At 58.1% G+C, this 17,994-nt stretch carries 15 protein-coding genes; 7 read left to right on the plus strand and 8 right to left on the minus strand.

The genetic code is table 11. The features are described from left to right. The first annotated feature begins 22 nt into the window (after nt 1-22). Nucleotides 23-2,542 (plus strand): GcvT family protein, encoded by a 2,520-nt coding sequence (locus tag ACX5K5_RS15780; protein WP_188683618.1) that lies wholly within the window; start codon nt 23-25, stop codon nt 2,540-2,542. Between the two features lie 115 nt (nt 2,543-2,657). On the opposite strand, the gene ACX5K5_RS15785 is transcribed toward ACX5K5_RS15780, so the two are convergent. Continuing rightward, a complete protein-coding gene (locus ACX5K5_RS15785) occupies nt 2,658-3,005 on the minus strand; it encodes a winged helix-turn-helix transcriptional regulator (protein ID WP_188683620.1) in 348 nt (115 codons plus the stop codon). Between the two features lie 71 nt (nt 3,006-3,076). On the opposite strand from ACX5K5_RS15785, the gene ACX5K5_RS15790 reads away from it, so the two are divergent. After that, the gene (locus ACX5K5_RS15790; protein WP_346060328.1) at nt 3,077-4,084 is read left to right on the plus strand and encodes a zinc-binding alcohol dehydrogenase family protein; all 1,008 of its coding nucleotides are present in this window, start codon (nt 3,077-3,079) and stop codon (nt 4,082-4,084) included. A gap of 396 nt (nt 4,085-4,480) precedes the next feature. On the opposite strand, the gene ACX5K5_RS15795 is transcribed toward ACX5K5_RS15790, so the two are convergent. Next, nucleotides 4,481-5,368, minus strand: a complete 888-nt coding sequence (locus ACX5K5_RS15795) for a bifunctional 5,10-methylenetetrahydrofolate dehydrogenase/5,10-methenyltetrahydrofolate cyclohydrolase (RefSeq protein WP_441664122.1) — start codon at nt 5,366-5,368, stop codon at nt 4,481-4,483. Continuing rightward, nucleotides 5,365-5,979, minus strand: a complete 615-nt coding sequence (locus ACX5K5_RS15800; RefSeq protein ID WP_188683626.1) for a cyclodeaminase/cyclohydrolase family protein — start codon at nt 5,977-5,979, stop codon at nt 5,365-5,367. The genes ACX5K5_RS15795 and ACX5K5_RS15800 overlap by 4 nt, the downstream gene beginning before the upstream one ends. A 282-nt stretch (nt 5,980-6,261) precedes the next feature. Here ACX5K5_RS15800 and ACX5K5_RS15805 point away from each other — a divergent pair, with 282 nt between their 5' ends. Together ACX5K5_RS15805 and ACX5K5_RS15810 are read left to right on the plus strand one after the other, a co-directional pair. Then, nucleotides 6,262-6,480, plus strand: coding sequence for a hypervirulence associated TUDOR domain-containing protein (locus ACX5K5_RS15805; RefSeq protein WP_188683628.1), 219 nt, complete (start codon nt 6,262-6,264; stop codon nt 6,478-6,480). Then, on the plus strand, nt 6,477-7,025 hold the full coding sequence (locus tag ACX5K5_RS15810) for a DUF488 domain-containing protein (RefSeq protein ID WP_188683630.1): 549 nt from the start codon (nt 6,477-6,479) through the stop codon (nt 7,023-7,025). The genes ACX5K5_RS15805 and ACX5K5_RS15810 overlap by 4 nt, the downstream gene beginning before the upstream one ends. A 13-nt stretch (nt 7,026-7,038) precedes the next feature. Here ACX5K5_RS15810 and ACX5K5_RS15815 read toward each other — a convergent pair whose 3' ends face one another. Further along, nucleotides 7,039-7,995, minus strand: a complete 957-nt coding sequence (locus ACX5K5_RS15815) for a LysR family transcriptional regulator (protein ID WP_308422393.1) — start codon at nt 7,993-7,995, stop codon at nt 7,039-7,041. Nucleotides 7,996-8,279: 284 nt separating this feature from the next. Here ACX5K5_RS15815 and ACX5K5_RS15820 point away from each other — a divergent pair, with 284 nt between their 5' ends. From ACX5K5_RS15820 to ACX5K5_RS15830, 3 genes are read left to right on the plus strand one after another with little or no spacing between them, the layout of a single operon-like run. Further along, complete coding sequence (locus ACX5K5_RS15820) at nt 8,280-10,538, plus strand: PrpF domain-containing protein (protein WP_459174786.1); 2,259 nt, start codon at nt 8,280-8,282, stop codon at nt 10,536-10,538. Between the two features lie 10 nt (nt 10,539-10,548). Further along, nucleotides 10,549-12,717: a tripartite tricarboxylate transporter permease gene (locus ACX5K5_RS15825; protein WP_443444131.1), complete on the plus strand. Its 2,169-nt coding sequence runs from the start codon at nt 10,549-10,551 to the stop codon at nt 12,715-12,717. Nucleotides 12,718-12,744: 27 nt separating this feature from the next. Then, nucleotides 12,745-13,119, plus strand: coding sequence for a universal stress protein (locus tag ACX5K5_RS15830; protein ID WP_346059755.1), 375 nt, complete (start codon nt 12,745-12,747; stop codon nt 13,117-13,119). A 107-nt stretch (nt 13,120-13,226) separates the two neighbouring features. On the opposite strand, the gene ACX5K5_RS15835 is transcribed toward ACX5K5_RS15830, so the two are convergent. From ACX5K5_RS15835 to allB, 4 genes are all read right to left on the minus strand, one after another. After that, on the minus strand, nt 13,227-14,006 hold the full coding sequence (locus ACX5K5_RS15835; RefSeq protein ID WP_459174787.1) for an SdrD B-like domain-containing protein: 780 nt from the start codon (nt 14,004-14,006) through the stop codon (nt 13,227-13,229). Nucleotides 14,007-14,094: 88 nt separating this feature from the next. Continuing rightward, the gene (locus tag ACX5K5_RS15840; RefSeq protein WP_459174788.1) at nt 14,095-15,792 is read right to left on the minus strand and encodes a hypothetical protein; all 1,698 of its coding nucleotides are present in this window, start codon (nt 15,790-15,792) and stop codon (nt 14,095-14,097) included. A 119-nt stretch (nt 15,793-15,911) separates the two neighbouring features. Next, entirely contained in the window at nt 15,912-16,214 is a 303-nt protein-coding gene (locus ACX5K5_RS15845; protein ID WP_346059758.1) for a hypothetical protein, read from the minus strand. Between the two features lie 316 nt (nt 16,215-16,530). After that, nucleotides 16,531-17,913: an allantoinase AllB gene (gene allB / locus ACX5K5_RS15850; RefSeq protein WP_188683644.1), complete on the minus strand. Its 1,383-nt coding sequence runs from the start codon at nt 17,911-17,913 to the stop codon at nt 16,531-16,533. Nucleotides 17,914-17,994: the final 81 nt, after the last annotated feature.

The following is a 17,994-nucleotide window of genomic DNA, read 5'->3' on the forward strand; positions in this document are numbered from 1 at the left end:
ACACAAGTTTTAGGAGTCCACCGTGTCTGTTTCATCCCCACGGGTAGTCATTATCGGAGCCGGAATCGTCGGCGCCAACCTGGCGGACGAGCTCGTCCAGCTGGGCCACACCAATACCTTGGTGATTGAGCAGGGGCCGTTGAACCTGCCCGGTGGTTCCACCTCGCACGCCCCCGGACTCGTTTTCTCCTCAAATCCTTCTAAGTCAATGACCGCGTTCGCCCAGTACACCATCGAGAAGCTCACCTCGCTGGTGGGTGCCGACGGCCGCGGCTCCTTCCTTCCGGTCGGTGGATTGGAAATCGCTACCACCGAGGCCCGTTTGCAGGATTTGCACCGCCGTGCCGGGTGGAACCGCTCCTACGGCGTGCAGGCCGAAGTCATCGAGGCCGCTGACTGCCTGAAGAAATTCCCTATGCTCAACCCCGAAAAGGTACTTGGTGGCCTCTTCACCAAAAATGATGGGCTCGCTCTGGCTAGCAAGGGAACCTCGCTGGTCATCGAGCGGGCGCAGGCTGCCGGAGTCGAATTCCGTGACGGCACGGTGGTGACCGATATTGAGCAGTCCGGAGGCAAGGTCACCGCGGTGATCTGTGGTGAGGACCGTTTCGAAGCTGACATTGTGGTCTCCTGCGCAGGGTTCTGGGGACCAAATATTGGCAAGATGGTCGGCACCCCGATCCCGTTGTTGCCGCTGGGTCACCAGTTCGCGTGGACTACCCCGGCTCCGAGCTTGGCCGGAATCAACGAACAACCTGCCGGCGCTACTCGTCCAATCTTGCGTTACCAGGATGGCGACCTTTACTACCGCGAGTGGGGAGATCGTATCGGTATCGGCTCCTACGCCCACCGTCCGATGCCGGTAGATCTTGACACCTTGGCCCGCTACGCGCCGAGTGAGATTACCGAAGAGCGGATGCCTTCCAGCTTGGCATTCACCCCTGAGGACTTTGCCGCCGAGTGGGAAGCGACCCAAGAGTTGCTGCCGGATCTGCGCAACACTCAGATCCAGCGCGGTTTTAATGGAATCTTCTCCTTCACCCCGGATGGCGGTTCGCTGGTCGGTGAATCCCGCGAGGTAGACGGGTTCTTCGTTGCCGAAGCCGTCTGGGTCACCCACGCCCCCGGCATTGCCCGTGCGGTAGCGCAATTGATTACCAGCGGTCAGTCGGAAACGGATCTGAGCGATTGTGATCTGAATCGTTTTGAAGACGTGCAAACCACTAAGGAATATGTCAGCGAAACCTCGCAGCAGAACTTCGTTGAAATCTACGATATTCGCCATCCCCTGGAGCCACGGCTGAAGCCACGCAATGTGCGCACCAGTCCGTTCTTCGCCCGGCAGCAAGAACTCGGTGCCTTCTTCTTAGAGGGCACCGGATGGGAACGCCCACACTGGTACCAGGCCAATGCCGCACTGCTTGATCAGCTACCGCAAGAGTGGGCTGCGCCCGCTCGTGATCAGTGGTCAAATATGTTCCACTCGCCGATCGCCGCGGTGGAGGCATGGAAAACACGTACCGCGGTGGCCATGTTTGATATGACACCGCTGAAACGTGTGGAAATCACCGGCCCCGGTGCCGGACAAATGTTGCAGGGGCTCACCACCGCAAATATGCTCCGTGCCCCCGGCATGGTCAGCTACACCTTGCTGCTGAATTCCGCCGGCAGTATCACCAGTGACATTACCGTCGCGCGCATTTCCGAGCAGCTCTATCAGGCGGGTATTAACTCCAATGTTGATGTCGCCTACCTGGACCGCGAAGCGCGTAAGTTCAACGAGGCGAACCCGGGCCAGTGGGTGAGCGTCCGCGATATCACCGCCGGCACTTCCTGCATCGGGCTCTGGGGTCCGTTGGCCCCAGAGGTGATGGCCAAGGTAAGCGAAGACGACCTGAGCAATGACGGGCTCAAGTACTTCCGCACCAAGCAGATCTCCATCGCCGGCATCCCGGTCACCGCGATGCGCCTGTCCTACGTGGGCGAATTCGGCTGGGAGCTCTACGCCTCGGCGGATGTCAGCGCACGGCTCTGGGATGTCCTCTTCGAAGCCGGTCAGGAACACGGCATCATTGCTGGTGGACGCGAGGCGTTCAACTCCATGCGATTGGAAAAGGGTTTCCGCTCCTTCGGTACGGATGTGACCACCGAGCACGAGCCAGAACAGGCGGGCCTAGGCTTCGCGGTGAAGGCAGCCAAGACCGCGGACTTCGTGGGCAAAGATGCGTTGGCTTCACGTGCCGCGGCGGCCACCACCAGGTTGCGGTGCCTGACCATCGATGATGGAACCTCGGTCGTCTTAGGCAAGGAACCGGTGTACGTCGATGGAGTTCCGGCCGGATACGTGACCAGCGCGGCCTACGGGTACACGGTGCGTAAACCTATTGCTTACGCCTGGTTGCCTAGCTCGGTAGAAACTGGGGATAGCGTGCAGATTGAGTACTTCGGCAGATTGCTGACGGCGAGCGTGGTTGATGATCCACTATATGATCCGCAGATGGACCGGCTGCGTGGTGTCACCTTGGCGGTCACCCCGAGCTAAATACTGCACCTTACCCATAGAAGAAGTGCAGGTTGTGCCCCGGAACCGCATTGTTCCGGGGCGCAACCTTTTTCTCAGCCAGCCACAGCGCGGCTATGCGCGGAGAAATAATGAATTAGTGGGTTCCCACGTTGTGCTCAACCCACGAGCGTAGCTGCTTCAGTGGTTGCGCTGCACCGAGTCCGAGCTGGGTCAGTTCATACTCCACCCGCGCCGGCACTTCGGGGTAAATGGTACGGATGAGAAGGCCGTGGTCTTCCAGCTTTTTAAGCGTCTGCGAGAGGACTTTTGTACTGATTCCTTCTAGCCGGCGTTTGAGTTCCCCGGTGCGTTGCGGTCCATCTTCTAATGCGCCGATAGCCAGGGCGCTCCACTTGTTCGCGAGCAAATCGAGCATGTCGCGGCAAGGACACATGGCTGCGTACACATCATTACGCTGGTAATCCTCACTCAGTTCAGTCATAGACTGATGCTATCAAATAGATACTAAGTGCCCTTGCGGGTAACTAGTGCCCACGGGAGAGGATGGTTTACATGAAAACTACGACAGCCATTGGCTACACACAAAACCTGCCAGCTACTGACCCTAAATCACTGATTTCTCAAGAAATTGAACTACCTGAACTGGGCCCGCATGACCTGCTCGTTGCGGTCGAGGCAGTTTCGGTGAACCCGGTGGATATGAAAGTGCGTTTAGGCACCCCCGCCGACGGCTTTAAGGTGCTCGGCTTTGACGCCGCAGGTACCGTTCAAGAAGTCGGCTCGGCCGTGACGCTATTCGCCCCGGGTGACGAGGTGTACTACGCCGGCAGCATTGACCGGCCAGGCACCAATCAGCGCCTGCACCTTGTTGACGAGCGGATCACCGGACGCAAACCTGCGACACTGAGCTTCGCCGAGGCTGCCGCGCTCCCGCTGACCGCGATCACCGCTTGGGAGACCTTGTTTGACCGGTTGCAGTTGACCGAGCAATCCACCGGAACACTATTGGTAGTCGGCGCAACCGGCGGTGTCGGATCGATCATGCTCGCGCTGGCCGAAGTTCTTTTGCCTCAGGTCACCGTGATCGCCACGGCTTCCGATGATGAGCGAGCCGCCTGGGCTCGGGATCTCGGAGCAGAGAACACCGTGAACCACCACGAGGATCTGGCCGCCCAGGTACTTACACTCGCGCCCCACGGGGTGGACTGGCTGTTCACCGCACACTCGGAAGGACAGCTGGAAACCTACGCGCAGATTGTCCGCCCCTTCGGCCAGGTGGTGGCGATTGACGATGGTTCGCGCGATGTCTCGCCGTTGAAGAGCAAGTCCATCAGCTGGCATTGGGAGCTGATGTTCACTCGCGCGCTGTATCAAACCGCCGACATGATCGAGCAGCACCGGTTGCTCAATAAAGTGGCTGATCTAGTGGATCAGGGCCAGATACGCACCACGGTCACCAGCACGCTCACGCCCATCTCAGCCAAGAACCTGCGCCACGCACACGAGCTGATCGAGAGCGGACGGACGTTGGGCAAGCTGGTTCTCACCGGCTGGGAGTAAGGCATTCTGCTCAGGCGTTGCCCCGCCAGCTGATGATGTTTCGTGATGGCGCCATGGTGAACGGGTACCTGGGAGATCCAGAATCACTGCCAGCGTCCTTGAGGGCCGCATTTGATGCGGTGCTTATGACTGCGGTTGCCTGATGAGTCTTTCCTGAAGCCCCGGCTTGAGATTCTTTAATTTAACACAACACACAACACCGCCGCACCATCGACCTTCCTCGCGATGATGCGGCGGCGAACATCCGACGCAGTGACGGCCAGCGATTCCACCAAGGATCTTGGCCCGTGCGTGATGTCAGCTATGGGTCCACCAGGTAATTGCAGTTACCGCGTTCCTTTGATGAGCCTGCGGGCTGGATTGCCCAACAAGCACGCCAAGTTGGCGGCCTGACAACTACCGGCCTACGCTCATCTGGCACTCCCCTCGACGACTACGTTCAAGGAAATTGACGGCCGCTTGAACCGTGTGCAAAAGCAGCAAGGCAGTGGTCACGGTGCCCACTCCCCCAGGCACAGGACTTAACGCCGAGACCAGTGGTTGCACCGAGTCAGCCTGCACATCCCCGGTGAGCCCACCGGATTCGGTCACGTGAGTTCCTACGTCTATCACCACCGAGTGTGCTGCCACCTCATTAGCCGTCAGTAGGTGAGGTTGCCCAGCGGCTACTACGCACACCTCGGCCCGACTGGTATGTTCAGCCAAATTGACGGTGCGCGAATGGCAGATGGTGACCGTCGCATCGAGTTGCAACAGTAGTTGCGCTAAGGGCTTGCCAACCACTGTGGAACGACCTATCACCGCCACATGTTTGCCGGCCAGCGGGATCCGATAGTGTTCAAGGATTTCTATCACCGACCGCGCAGTAGCTGGGGCGAAAGCCTCTTGTCCAACGCTGAGCTGGCCAAGACTAACTGGGTTGGCCCCATCAATATCTTTGGCCGGATCTATCAGCTTGACCAGTGACGATGCGTCGATTCCTTGCGGAAGCGGGGTTTGCAAGATGATGCCATGAATTTGTTCATCGGCATTCAGTGTCTTGATTGTTTCGGCGAGAGTCTCTACGGTAGCTTCTCCGAGGTCAAGTACTTCGCAGGCCACCGCAAGCTTTGTTGCAGCCCGAGCGATCGAGCTGACGTACCAATTGGTGGCTTGATTATCCGTAGCTACGATGACAGCGAGTTTGGGAGTGACGTGCTCAGTGGCTAGTTGTGTAACGAGGTCACCGATACGCTGACGAACTTTTTCGGCTACCGGTTCACCGAGTAATAAGCGCGCGCTCATACGGTGACCGCCGCGCGAACCTGATCGCTGAGTAGTTCTGCTTCGGCGATGGTTGCCATTGCTTGATTGACGGTGTCGCTCAGTCTTTCGCGATGCTTTTGATCGTTGAGCGCAGCGATATTCATTTGGAGGGTTACTACCGCGGTACGTGTTGCGGCGCGGGCGGCTTCTGCCGCGGCTGCTACGTCACTGAGCACCGACGGGTTACCTATAACTAATAAACGTTGGGCGAGTGTTACGACGACAGCCGAGATTTCCACGGTGCTGACCAAAGGTTCACTGGCGACCACGGTAGCTTCTTGAATCGCTGCCGAACGTTGCACGGTTTGATCTTTTGGTATTCGATAAGCGTTGCTCAGTTGCCCGAAACAGCGTTCGTCTTCTTGCGCGGCATACAGTGCAGAGCGCATCAGAATGCGAGCACGCTTGGCGATTTGCTCAGCTTCTGCTTCAACGTCGCGAAAACGTGGGCCGGCGGTAAATTCGGCCACCATAGACACCAAGGCCGCACCTTGAGCAACCTGCATGGCCGCGGCCGCACCACCTCCCGGGGTCGGCGCCTTAGAGGCCAGCCGTTCGAGGTAGCTGGTGACTGTTTCGCTGGAAATCAAAGAGGTCCCCTTCGGGCCGGATGAAGCACAGATGCTGATTCGGGTTACTGATATGTCGTGGCAACGCGGGCGCAGATACTCTATAACGAGATCCGAAGTGCCGGCCCAGACCACCTTAAGTTCTATTAATATCCGACTGGTATATCAGAATACTTTGAAGCCTAAAACAGATACCAATGACAGGTCAAGGGTTTTTAACTTCGGACATCCTCTCCGGCTGTCCGGGAAACTAGGACACCACCAGAGACAGATGCTTGAATGGAGAGAACGAAAGGGGACAGCATGACGCACGCGCTTTCGAAAGGTGATCACGTCTCGTGGAATTCCGAGGCAGGCAGGGTATCCGGCAAGATCATCACGGTGCATACTTCCGACTTTGACTACAAAGGTCATACTCATCGGGCGTCAAAAGATGACCCGCAATATGAAATCAAAAGTGACAAGACTGATCACGTCGCCGCACATAAGGCCGACGCGCTGAAGCTGCTCAAAGATCAATGAGCGGCGTGACCACACCACGCATCTGGACCATCGGGCACTCGAACCGGGCACTGGAAGAATTCACGGACCTGCTGAAAGAAAATTCAATCAAACAGGTTCTGGATGTTCGGAAGCTGGCAGGCTCAGATAAATTCCCACATTTTAATTCAGATGTCCTGACCGAATCCTTGGACGCAATGGGCATCAAGCTGTGGAAACTCGAACCACTGGATGGCCGGCGCACAGTAAGCAAGGAAATTCCCTTTGAGGTCAACGCATGGTGGGAGAACCGAAGTTTTCATAATTACGCGGATCACGCGTTATCCCAAGAATTCACCGAGGCCCTAACCGAGTTGCGCGACGCAGGATCCTCGCAGCGCACAGCGGTGATGTGTTCCGAAGCAGTATGGTGGCGCTGTCACCGCAGAATCATCTCAGATCATTTGCTAGCTCATCACGTTCACGTGCTACACATTATGGGTCCAGGCAAAACCGTGAACGCCCAGCTCAGCGCCGGCGCTGTCCTTGATGAAAACACCGCAGTTCGGTACCCGAAACACGACTAGCCCGCCGGCGAACCTAGCGAATCCAGGTTTGAGCCATTTCGACCAGCAACGACTGGAACGCGTTCTCCGCTGGCGCCCGAACTCGGTCCCGGCGCTGAGCCAGAACCACACTGCGCGGCGCGGCAGCTTCACCCAGTGACAGAATCTTGACCCCGGGATGGTTATTCATCACCGCGGATTTCGGCGCCAAGGCAATACCCAAACCCACGGAGACCATTGCTTGTGCTTCCTGATAATCATTTGCTTGAAATGAAATCTTCGGAGAGAACCCGGCAGTGTTACATGTACGCTCTAGAAGTTCGGCCACCGGATGCTCGTTCGCGCGCACGATCCACTGTTCATGGGCCGTATCGACCATGTCAATCTCATCGAGCTGCGCAAAAGGATGCTCAACGCCAACCACAAGTACCGTCGGCTCCGTGAACAGAGTCGTCAGCTCAAAGTCTGCACGGTTCAACTTGTGCCACTCATATTCCCAGAGTAATCCCAAGGAGATCTCCCCCTTGGAAAGCAGCGACATAAGCTCCTGCAATCTAGTACTTCGCACATCAAGATTAACCGAAGGGTACAACTTGCGGAATCGGCTAATCACCAACGGCATGAACGAACTCCCGAGAGTAGGGAAAGTCCCTAAGCTCAAGCTTCCGCTTTTGAGTCCCGCCAACTGATCCAGGTCTGCAATCGCGGCATCCATCTGTTGCAAGATACGCCTCGCATGTGATGCAAGAACATGACCTGCGTCGGTGGGCGTCATGCCTCGCGCGTGGCGCTGAAGTAGGGGTTGGCCAACCTCTTCTTCGAGTTTTCGCAGCTGCTGGGAAACTCCCGACGGAGTATAAAAAAGTTCATCCGCAGCCGAGGTGACGGAACCACCCTCGACTACTGCGAGCAATATTTGCAATCTCTTTACGTCGAGCATGTCGCCTCCATGTAGCAATACTTCAATATACTCCAGAATCACAACATTCACTGGATTCACTTCTAAACTTTCAAGTACTTCTGCATCTTCATCGCGCTTATGTGGCAATTCTTGCCCTCGGTATCCCCTAAGAAGTCTAGAAATTCAGCAATGCTTCAATCTAATGCTTTTTTTGTAACTACTAATACATTCATCTTTAACGGATCATCAATACATAACGAACGTGCGGCACGTCACAAACGGCGCTCGGCGCGATGATCTCGATAGATTAGGTGAGTCCAATTAAGCGATTAGTTAAGGCTACGTGGATGCGTGGGGGGACCAGCAAATGCTGGGTGTTCGAGCGAAGTGCGCTCCAAATCCCAGGCTTTACCGTTGATGAGGTCCTCTTGCGCCTCTTCGGCTCCCCAGACCCGCGCCAGATCGACGGTGTTGGCGGCGGAAGCTCCACTACCAGCAAAGCCGTCATCCTCAGCCCCAGCAGCGAACCCGGAATCGACGTCGATTACACCTTCGCGCAGGTTGGCATCGAGCAGGCAGTGGTTGATTGGGGCAGCAACTGCGGAAACTGCTCAGCGGTCATCGCTCCCTACGCAGTGGAACAGGGCTGGGTCAACGCCGTTGCTGGTGAAGTTTCGGTACGTATCCGTAATACCAACACCGGCCAGGTGCTGCACGAACGCATTGCCGCCCCGGCCGCCGAAGAGCCGGCCGGCACCTACATCCCAGGCGTACCTTTTCCTGGCGAAGCGGTAGAAATCGGCTTTGTGAATCCCGCTGGAGGAACCACCGGAAAGCGGCTTCCCAGCGGTGAAGCTCGCACCGTGCTGGACATACCAACGGTTGACGGTGGCGCATACGAGAATCTCGAAGCTACCCTGATCGACGCTGGAGCCCCGGTGATCATCATCAGTGCTCAGGACGCCGCACTTGGCGAGGTAGATTTTTCTCTCTGGATCACGCAGTCAACCAGTGAACTAGCGCGCTTGGACCGGATCCGGCGCGCTGGAGCTGTGGCCATGGGCCTCGCCGTGGACATCGCGTCCGCGCAACGTGCGATTCCCAAGCTCGCAATCGTGGACGCTCCCGGCACCGAGTCGGGATGCGACTTTAATGTCATGATGCTTTCAATGGGTGCACCGCATCCGGCGCTGGCCATCACCGGCAGCGTGGGACTCACCCTGGCCGCCAGAACCCCGGGGACAATCATCGCTTCACTGCTGAGTGGTGAAGCGGAGGAAAGGCTGCGCCTGCACACTCCCGCCGGCGTCATCGAAACGTGGTACCGAAACATCGACGGGTCCGAGGTCGTGGGAACCACGCGCACTGCGCGTCTTCTCGCCGAGGCGACCTTGAGCTTCGACCCGGTCATGAGCCCAGCAGACGGCCCGGCGCAGATCCACCTTGCCTCCGAGCTCGTCGAAATCGACGAACCGTTGATTCCCGATTTCGAGGACACGCATCTGGCTGATCCCCCACCGCATAAGCGCCGCACGGTCTTCGCCTCGGTCGCAGTGTTCGCCGCGCTTGGCCTTGGCACGACGCTGATCGCCGGAGGGCTGCTCAACCCGCCGGCAACCACCACCGACGGCGATTATGCCGGAGAAACTCTGGAACTGGTTATCCCCTTGGCAGAAGGCGGCGGCACCGACACCTGGGCTCGCTTCATCGGCCAGGAACTGATCCACCAGATCCCCGGAGTCCCCGGGTTCGCACCGATCAACGAATCCGGCGGTGAAGGCATCACCGGTAGCAACCGTTTTGCGAGTTCCGCGGATGAGAACGGCACCGAGCTTCTGGTCAGCACCGCCACCACGGTAGTGCCCTGGGTCTTGGGTCGTGACGTAGTGCGCTACTCCTTCGACAAACTGGAACCGATCATGGTCAACGGCACCGGCGGGGTGATCTACGGACGCACCGAGGCCGGAATTAGCGACGTCAGCGACTTAGTTGATCGAGACAAGCCACTGGTCTTCGGCGGCATCGCCGCCACCGGGCTGGATCTGACCACTCTGGTGGCCTTTGACCTGCTGGGAGCCGATATCTCCTCAACCTTCGGCTTCGAAGGCCGCGGACCGGTGAATCTTGCCCTGCAGCGCGGCGAAGTGGATATCGACTACACCACCACATCCTCCTACGATTCGGCCGTTCGTCCCATCGCCGAAGATGGTTCGGCGAAAGTTCTGATGTCCTTCGGCCAGCTTGATGAAAACGGAAAGGTGGTCCGGGATCCAAACTTCCCCAAGGTGCCAACCGTGGTGGAAGCCTACGAGGAAATCCATGGCGAAGCGCCCTCCGGCCCTAAGCTCGAGGCCTACCGGACCCTGCTCGGCTTGACCTACACCTACCAGAAGGGTTTATGGGCTCCGCACGATGCACCGCCGGAAGCAGTTGAACTGCTGCGCGAGTCGGCGCATAAGCTCTCGGAAAACGACGAGTTCAACGACCGCGCCGAAGACATCCTCGGCGGCTACCCGATCGTTGCAGATGACCAGCTTGCCGAGCGAGTCAAGGAAGCCTACACCGTCAGCGAGGAGACCAAGAGCTACGTCACCAGTCTGCTCAAGGACTCCTACCAAATAGAAATTCACTAAGGAGCGAACAATGCTTGATTCTGCAATGTCCGCATTGGCTTCGCTGACGGACCCCGCCTTGCTGCTGATGCTGCTGGTCGGCGTGATCGCCGGCTTAGTCATGGGACTCATCCCAGGCCTAGGCGGCACTGCCGCCGTGGCCATCTTGCTGCCGATTACCTTCGGCATGGAGCCAGCCCCCGCGTTGGCAATGCTCATCGGCGCCCTTGCCGTAGTCCACACCTCCGACACCGTCTCGGCAGTGCTGCTCGGAGCCCCCGGCTCCGCCTCGGCATCGGTCACGATGCTCGATGGTTATTCCATGGCTAAAAAGGGGCAGGCTAAACGGGCGCTCAGCCTGGCCTTCCTCTCCTCCATGGCAGGCGGCGTCATAGGCGCCATCGGGCTGACCCTGGCCATCCCGCTGGCTAAACCACTGGTGCTCTCCTTCGCCAGCCCGGAGCTGTTCATGCTCACGGTGCTCGGCGTGGCGCTGGCCGCCGTGCTTTCCCGCGGAAACGTCATCAAGGGCCTCACCGCAGGTGCCCTCGGACTCATGGTCGGCATGATCGGCACCTCGCCGACCACCGCCGAGGAACGCTTCACCTTCGGTTCGCTCTTCCTGGGCGACGGGCTGTCGCTGGTCGCGGTGGCCCTGGGCGTCTTCGGCCTGGCAGAAATCGCTTCGCGTGCAAGCCAGCGCCGTGGAGACAGCACACAGGTCAAGGTTGATGGCGGCTGGGGCTCGGGCATCCGAGAATGGCTGACCCACTGGAGCCAGGTACTGAGAGGCGGCCTCATCGGCATCTGGGCAGGCATTCTTCCCGGCGTCGGCGCAACCGCCGGCACCTGGCTGGCCTACGGCCAAGCGGTAGCAACCGCCAAGGACAAGACCCAGTTCGGCAAGGGCGATCCCCGCGGCATCGTCGGCCCGGAAAGCGCCAACAACTCGGTGGAAGCCGGCGACCTGATCCCGACCTTCCTATTCGGCATCCCAGGCGGGGTTCCCTCGGCAATGCTGCTGGGAATGCTGCTGACCTACGGCATCCAGCCCGGCCCGAGCATCATCAACGAGCACCTTGATCTGATGTACTTGATCATCTGGTCCTTCGCGATTGCCTCGGTTCTGGGAGCCCTGCTCTGCTTCCTGACGGTACGCCCACTGTCCTCGCTGACCAAGGTCCCCTTCGCCATCTTGGCCGCCGGCCTGGTAGTCATCATGCTGCTCGGCTCCTTCCAGGAAAGCGGCCAGATCGGTGACCTGTGGATCATGCTGCTGCTCGGTGTTGCTGGCTGGCTGCTGAAGTCAACCGGTTTCCCACGCGCTCCATTCCTCATCGGTTTTGTGCTGGCTATTCCGCTGGAGCGCTACTACTTCCTGACCGACAGCCTCTACGAAGGTTTTGATTGGATGCTGCGTCCGGGCACCATGGTGTTCATCGCAATCCTTGTCCTTCCAATTCTCTGGAATGCCTTCAAATGGTTCCGCGCCCGCCGCAAGCTCAACGCCGATGATGATTCACTGGCCGAAAGCGCCCCGGATGCCGAAGCTCCGCTGAAGAACTCGATCTGGTCACTGGTGACCTCCGCAGTACTGCTGGTAGTTTTCTCCGGTTCACTGGTGCTCTCCGCGGGCTATTCCCCAGATGCACGGCTCGTTCCACAACTGATCGGCTGGCTCGGGGTCATCATGGCCTTGGTGCTTGTGCTTCAGGAGCTGCGCTCACGTAAGCGAGTGCTCGCTTCATGGCAGCAAGTTTCAGTGGATGCTTCGCTTTACAACACGGTTTCAAGTGAAGCCGTCGTGCACTCTATGGGAACAACAGCGCTTCTTTCATCGGGTTCCGCCGCGGTGAGCGAAACGGTCATCGCCACTGGTCGGCATTCGAGCGGTTCGGTTGAGCAGCATCAACCGGCAATTGTTAACGCTGGCAAATTTGGCTGGGGCGCCCGGTGGACGCAGGATGCCTCCTTCGCCTTCCGCACTTTCGTTTGGATGGGCGGATTCCTCCTGCTCGCCGGACTCATTGGATACCTCGCGGCAATTTCAATATTCATCCCCGCGTTCTTGCTTGTGGTTGCCAGAGCGAAATTGAAGACGACGATTATCTACACCGTGGTGTTCTTTGTTCTGATGCTGGCTCTGCCTTCCCTGCTACCGATTGATCTTCCGCAGGGGCTGTTGACGTCATGGCTGTAGCACCACATTTTCGAAAAGGAGAAACACATGGCAATCTTGGCTTGTTATAGCAACACAGACTCGGGTCGTGCAGCCATCCGGCGCGGTTTAGCCGAAGCCCATAAGACCCACGACTCCCTGTTCGTGGCCAACCTCGAAAAGGAGCCAGTCACCGAGGACCAGCTGGGAATCGATGTGAACACGCTCATGGACTTCGGTGTGCCGGTGCGCATACTGGCACACCCGGCAACGGTTCACGACGCGGCCGACGCCGTCCTTCAGGCGGAACAAGAGCATCAGGTATCGCTCATCGTGATCGGTTTGCGCAAGCGTTCACGGGTCGGAAAGCTGCTGATGGGCAGCATTGCCCAACGGATCCTGATCGAGGCTGACTGCCCGGTGTTGGCGGTTAAAGCAAAATAACCCGGTGTCCGACAAACACAATTCTAGAAAATAACCTCGTTAAATAAGTGGTGCCCGGATCCCCCAAGGGAATCCGGGCACCACTTTTTCATCACCTCAACAGCTGATTAGCTGTGGCGGCCGCGAGTGCGGCGGGCCAAAACTACACCTGCTGCTGCCAGGAGCAGACCGAGAACCAGCAGCGACATGGCCGTAAAACCAGTGTCAGCCAGGTTGTCCTCTTCCTTGGGCTTCTGCGTCTGCTTTGGTTCCTCAGAACCATCAACGGACTGCGAAGCCGAAGGCTGATCAGACGTCTCGGGAGGAGTTGGATCCTGTGAAGGATCTTCGCTCTTCTCCGGCGACTCAATTGGGTCTTCCGAAGGGTCCTCGGTTGATTCCGTTGGAGTCGATTCGCTCGGAGTTGGCTCCGTTGGATCTTCCGAAGGCTCCTCAGTTGAATCCGTAGGAGTCGGCTCAGGAACTTCTTCTAGGTAGAAGCCGAAGTCGAGGGTTCCGTCGTGATCCCCATCTTCGTTCAGGCCTTCAGACTTAGCTTCCCATGTTGAAGAGTCCTCATCTCGATCGGAACCATTTTCCTTGGTCGGCAGGTAGCCGTCCAAAGCATCAGCGGATTCGTCCCGGTCAATAACTACCGTGTACGACTGACCATCTTTCAGGACCGGCAGGTCCTTGAAGTTGTAGAAGCCGTTCTCATCGGTGGTTACCGAGCCGACAGGATTGCCGTTGATATCAACGACTTCCTTACCGTCCGGACCGATCAGTTTCAGAACGACGCCTTCAATTGGGTCTTCATCGTCATCACGAATTCCGTTGCGGTCCTTGTCAACCCAAACGTAGTCACCCAAGGAAACCGAAGGTTTCTCAGTTGGTTCCGTAGGTGCCACAGTCGGCTCAGTCGGCTCAGTCGGCTCAACAGTAGGTTCCGTAGGCTCCACAGTCGGTTCAGTCGGCTGCGTTGGTTCCACAGTCGGCTCAACAGTAGGTTCCGTCCGATACAACACGCTGCCGGCTCATCTGGTGGACCAGTTTGCCCGCCGTTGCAGGCAGGGCCAGGATGAATTTCTCCGCGGCGAGCAAATAGGCGTGCACCGGCCAGAATTCATCCATGTCTGGAGTTCGGGAAAGTTTTGACAGCTCGCTTCGCGCCAGTTCCGCGTCAAGCATCCGCAGAGCAAGGCAGGTACGCGCCAGGATTGCGTCACGTTCCACCATGTCCTGTCCCCAGCCGACCCGGGAGATGTGCTGTTCGTGTTCGCTCAGGTAATCCCTGGCGGTATCTGCGTGGCCTTCCAGCGCATGAAGCAAGGCCAATTTCCCGGCCGGATCCGCAGGCAGGAACGCATTGCCGGTCCTGCGCGCAGAGTCCAACGACAGTTCGTAGGACTGTTGCGCTTCCGCGCCTCGCCCCGCCAGGAATAAGCTGCTTCCTGCGTGGGCATGGACCAGCGCTGCGAGTGAAGGATTCCCAGTGCTTGCATCGGACGCTTTATGGAGCGCACTGCGCATCCGCAGGGCTGATTCCCCGGCTTCCGCGTACATGCCGTTCATTCTCAGATAGAGCATTTCCATCAGGCCGATGGTGACTGCTTGGGGATCAGGATTCAGGTACAACCGATCCGTTTCATGCCTCAGTGCCTGGGCCAGCGGGTTATTTGCGTAATCCATCGCCAGGCGAGGAGCCTGGAGCCCGGAGTCATTGCGCATGAACTCGCCCAAGATCCGCAGACCCAGTCCGAAGTAGGTATTCCTTCCGGTGATGGCCGGCGGAATCCGGGAAGCGAGCTTCATGAACTTCTGCAGATCCAGCAAGAGCAGCTCATCCCACTTCTCAGTCACCAACCGATTCAGCACACTCCACCGCCGCTGCTCAAGCGCGGCTTCTGCCGTTGCCAGCACCCCGTGCACGCTGGTAGCGGCCTCAAGAGCGGCTGCTTCGAGAAGCTCCATCCGTTGAGCCCCCGCCAGCTGGACTCGCTCCAGCAGAAGCTCCCGCACCATCGATGGCATCATCCAGTCTTGCTCCGCGTTCTCCTGCAAAAGCCCGCAGTGGACCAGATCATTCACGGTGTGCGGATCGGCGTGCAAATGGCTGTAGAAGATCTCCACGGTGGCGTCGTCGAAGACCGGCAGGATTGCCGCTTCCGACAATTCCTTGCCCGGATCACTGTGCGCCAACCACATCGACAATGCGCCACGCAGGGTTTGGCGTGCTGGCTCAACGGAATGCAGGTCGCGTACCAGCAGCTTGACCGCTCCAAGCCAGCCCCCGCATTTGCCGTAGATTTCGAGGGCTTCCTCCTCCGATCCAGCGATGCCTCCAAGCATCGCGGAAATTTCGCCGGCGTTCAGGAGCAGGTCACGTTGCTGGGCAAAAAGAATCTTGGCAGTCAGCGCCAAATGCCAGACCGTATGCTCCGGCGAAAGCACGACTGCTGCGTAAAGCTCAGGGTCCTGGGAAAGCTTCCGGGAAATCGCTTCAAGTTCCGCGAGTCCTTCGAATTCCCTCGAAGAAAAGTCGTGAACGGTACCCCGCCGGTCACCGATCCAGGATTTTGCGAACCAGGTCCGCCCAGTGCCTGACGCTGCCCGCACGAGCAAAAGGCGTGATTGGGGATCGGCCCAGCCGGTAAAGCGTCGCAATGCTGGAGGCATCTGGGTTTCTTCAGTCACCCGTATACCTCCAGGCAGTCGTCGCGTGGGTTGAGTCAAATGCAGTCCAGCTTAAAGCTTGAGATTATCAATCCCCTGTTTGACTTACCACTATCTTGCCACTTGTCACCAAGCCGTCCTCACTTCCGCTCCTCGAAGCTGTGCTTCATAGCTCCTGGTCGGCGTAGATCTCCGAGCACCGACAGCACGTCGATGCGTGGCGCAACTTCTTCAGGCTGCACCTTGGGAGGAGTTGCTGCAGCGGATTCAGCACGCTCCTTAACCTCGGGCTGACGGCGCCAATGGAGATAGGTTTTGATCCCGAAAGCCAGCAGCACGGCCAAGACAATGAGACCGAGGATCAAGGATGCTTGAACGGCCTCACCCAGAGCCAGGTCGTCGATATCCTTGGTCAGCATCGAGGCAGCAGTATTCGCGATCATATCCAATTCCTGTATTCAGAGTTACAACTGCTTCATCCCCATGTGGCTGCCAGTCTATGGGCTGCACGACGGAATAATCCGGCGTGCCGGAGAATCGATATGCCTTTGTTATGTATTCTCCGTACGCCCGGCGACCAATCAATAAATGCCCTGTAATCCGCGGGACAGAAAACCCCAACTCAGCGGTGTTCTACGCAGAGTAATGTGGGTTAGGCGCGCAGGCATTAAAAAGCTCCCCAGATGTTGGTTTCTGATTTCTCAGTTCAACTTCAGGGGAGCAGTTCATGACAGGACGGGAGTCTCTGCCGGTGGAGTCCTAGCCTTCGCGGGTGATCAGTTTCCCCTTGGGCGTCTTGAAATCAACGTCTGCACCGGCAACTAGAGTCGATCGCACTACGCCGGCCAAGCTTTTGCCCTGGTACGGAGAGATCGGGTTCTTGTGGTGCAGCTTCGCTACGTCCACTTCGAAGGTTTCTTCCGGAGCAAAGAGCGCAAAGTCTGCGTCGTTGCCCACCGCGATAGCACCCTTGTGGCTCAGCCCGGCGAGCGCCGATGGCTTAGCCGACATCCACGCGATGACCTGCTCCAGTGCGATACCGCGCTTTTTGGCTTCGGTCCAGATCAGCGGCAGGCCAAGCTGCAGCGACGCGACGCCGCCCCAAGCCACGCCGAAGTCCCCGTTTTCCACGTCCTTGAGGTCAACGGTTGAAGGTGAATGGTCCGAAACGATGCAATCGATGACGCCATCTTGCAGTCCCTGCCATAGCAATTCGCGGTTAGCGGACTCGCGGATCGGTGGGCAGCATTTGAAGGCGGTCGCGCCGTCCGGAATATCCTCGGCCAGCAATGTCAGGTAGTGCGGGCAGGTTTCCACGGTGAGTTTCACACCCTCCGCCTTGGCTTCCTTGATCATCTCCAACGCATCCGAGCTGGACAGGTGAAGCACGTGGGCGCGTACTCCGGTCTTGCGAGCGCGCTCGATGACCTGCGCAATGGCAGTATTTTCTGCATCGCGTGGTCGTGATTCCAGGAATCCCGAGTATTTGCCGCCGCTGGCGTCCGGGGCATGGTCAATGATGTCCGAGTCCTCGGCGTGCACAATCATCAATGAATCGAAGGACTTGAGCACCTCCATATCTTCTTCCATCTCATCAACGCTCAACGAGGGGAATTCATCAACACCGGAGTGCAGCAAGAAACATTTGAACCCGAATACCCCAGCCTCATGTAGATCTTTCAGGTCTTCTTTATTGCCCGGTATCGCTCCACCCCAGAAGCCAACATTAACGTAGGCCTTGGTGCTGGCAGCTTGGCGCTTGATGTTCAGTGCTTCGAGGTTCACCGTTGGCGGGATGGAGTTTAGTGGCATGTCCACAATCGTGGTGACGCCACCGGCGGCAGCTGCCTTGGTGGCAGATTCGAAGCCTTCCCATTCGGTACGCCCCGGCTCGTTGACGTGCACATGCGTGTCGACCAGCCCAGGTAACAGCACCTCGTCGGCGGCCACCTCGATCACGCGACTGCCTTCCAGCGCGACTCCCAGCGCTTCGATGGCGACGATCTTTCCGTCGCGAACTCCGATCTCCCGAGGAGCAATACCTTCGGCGGTCAGCACCTGCTGGCCGCACAGCACCAAATCGTAGGTGTTATCGGTGGTGGCTTCGGACGATGCGCGTCCAACAGCTTCGTTGATGCTCATGAGGCGTTCCTACTCGTTGATAGCTCAGGTTTTTGATGCTCGGCAGCTCTATGCCAAGTCTAGATTGCTGTGGCGCGGGGC

It is taken from the genome of Glutamicibacter bergerei, from assembly GCF_054495185.1.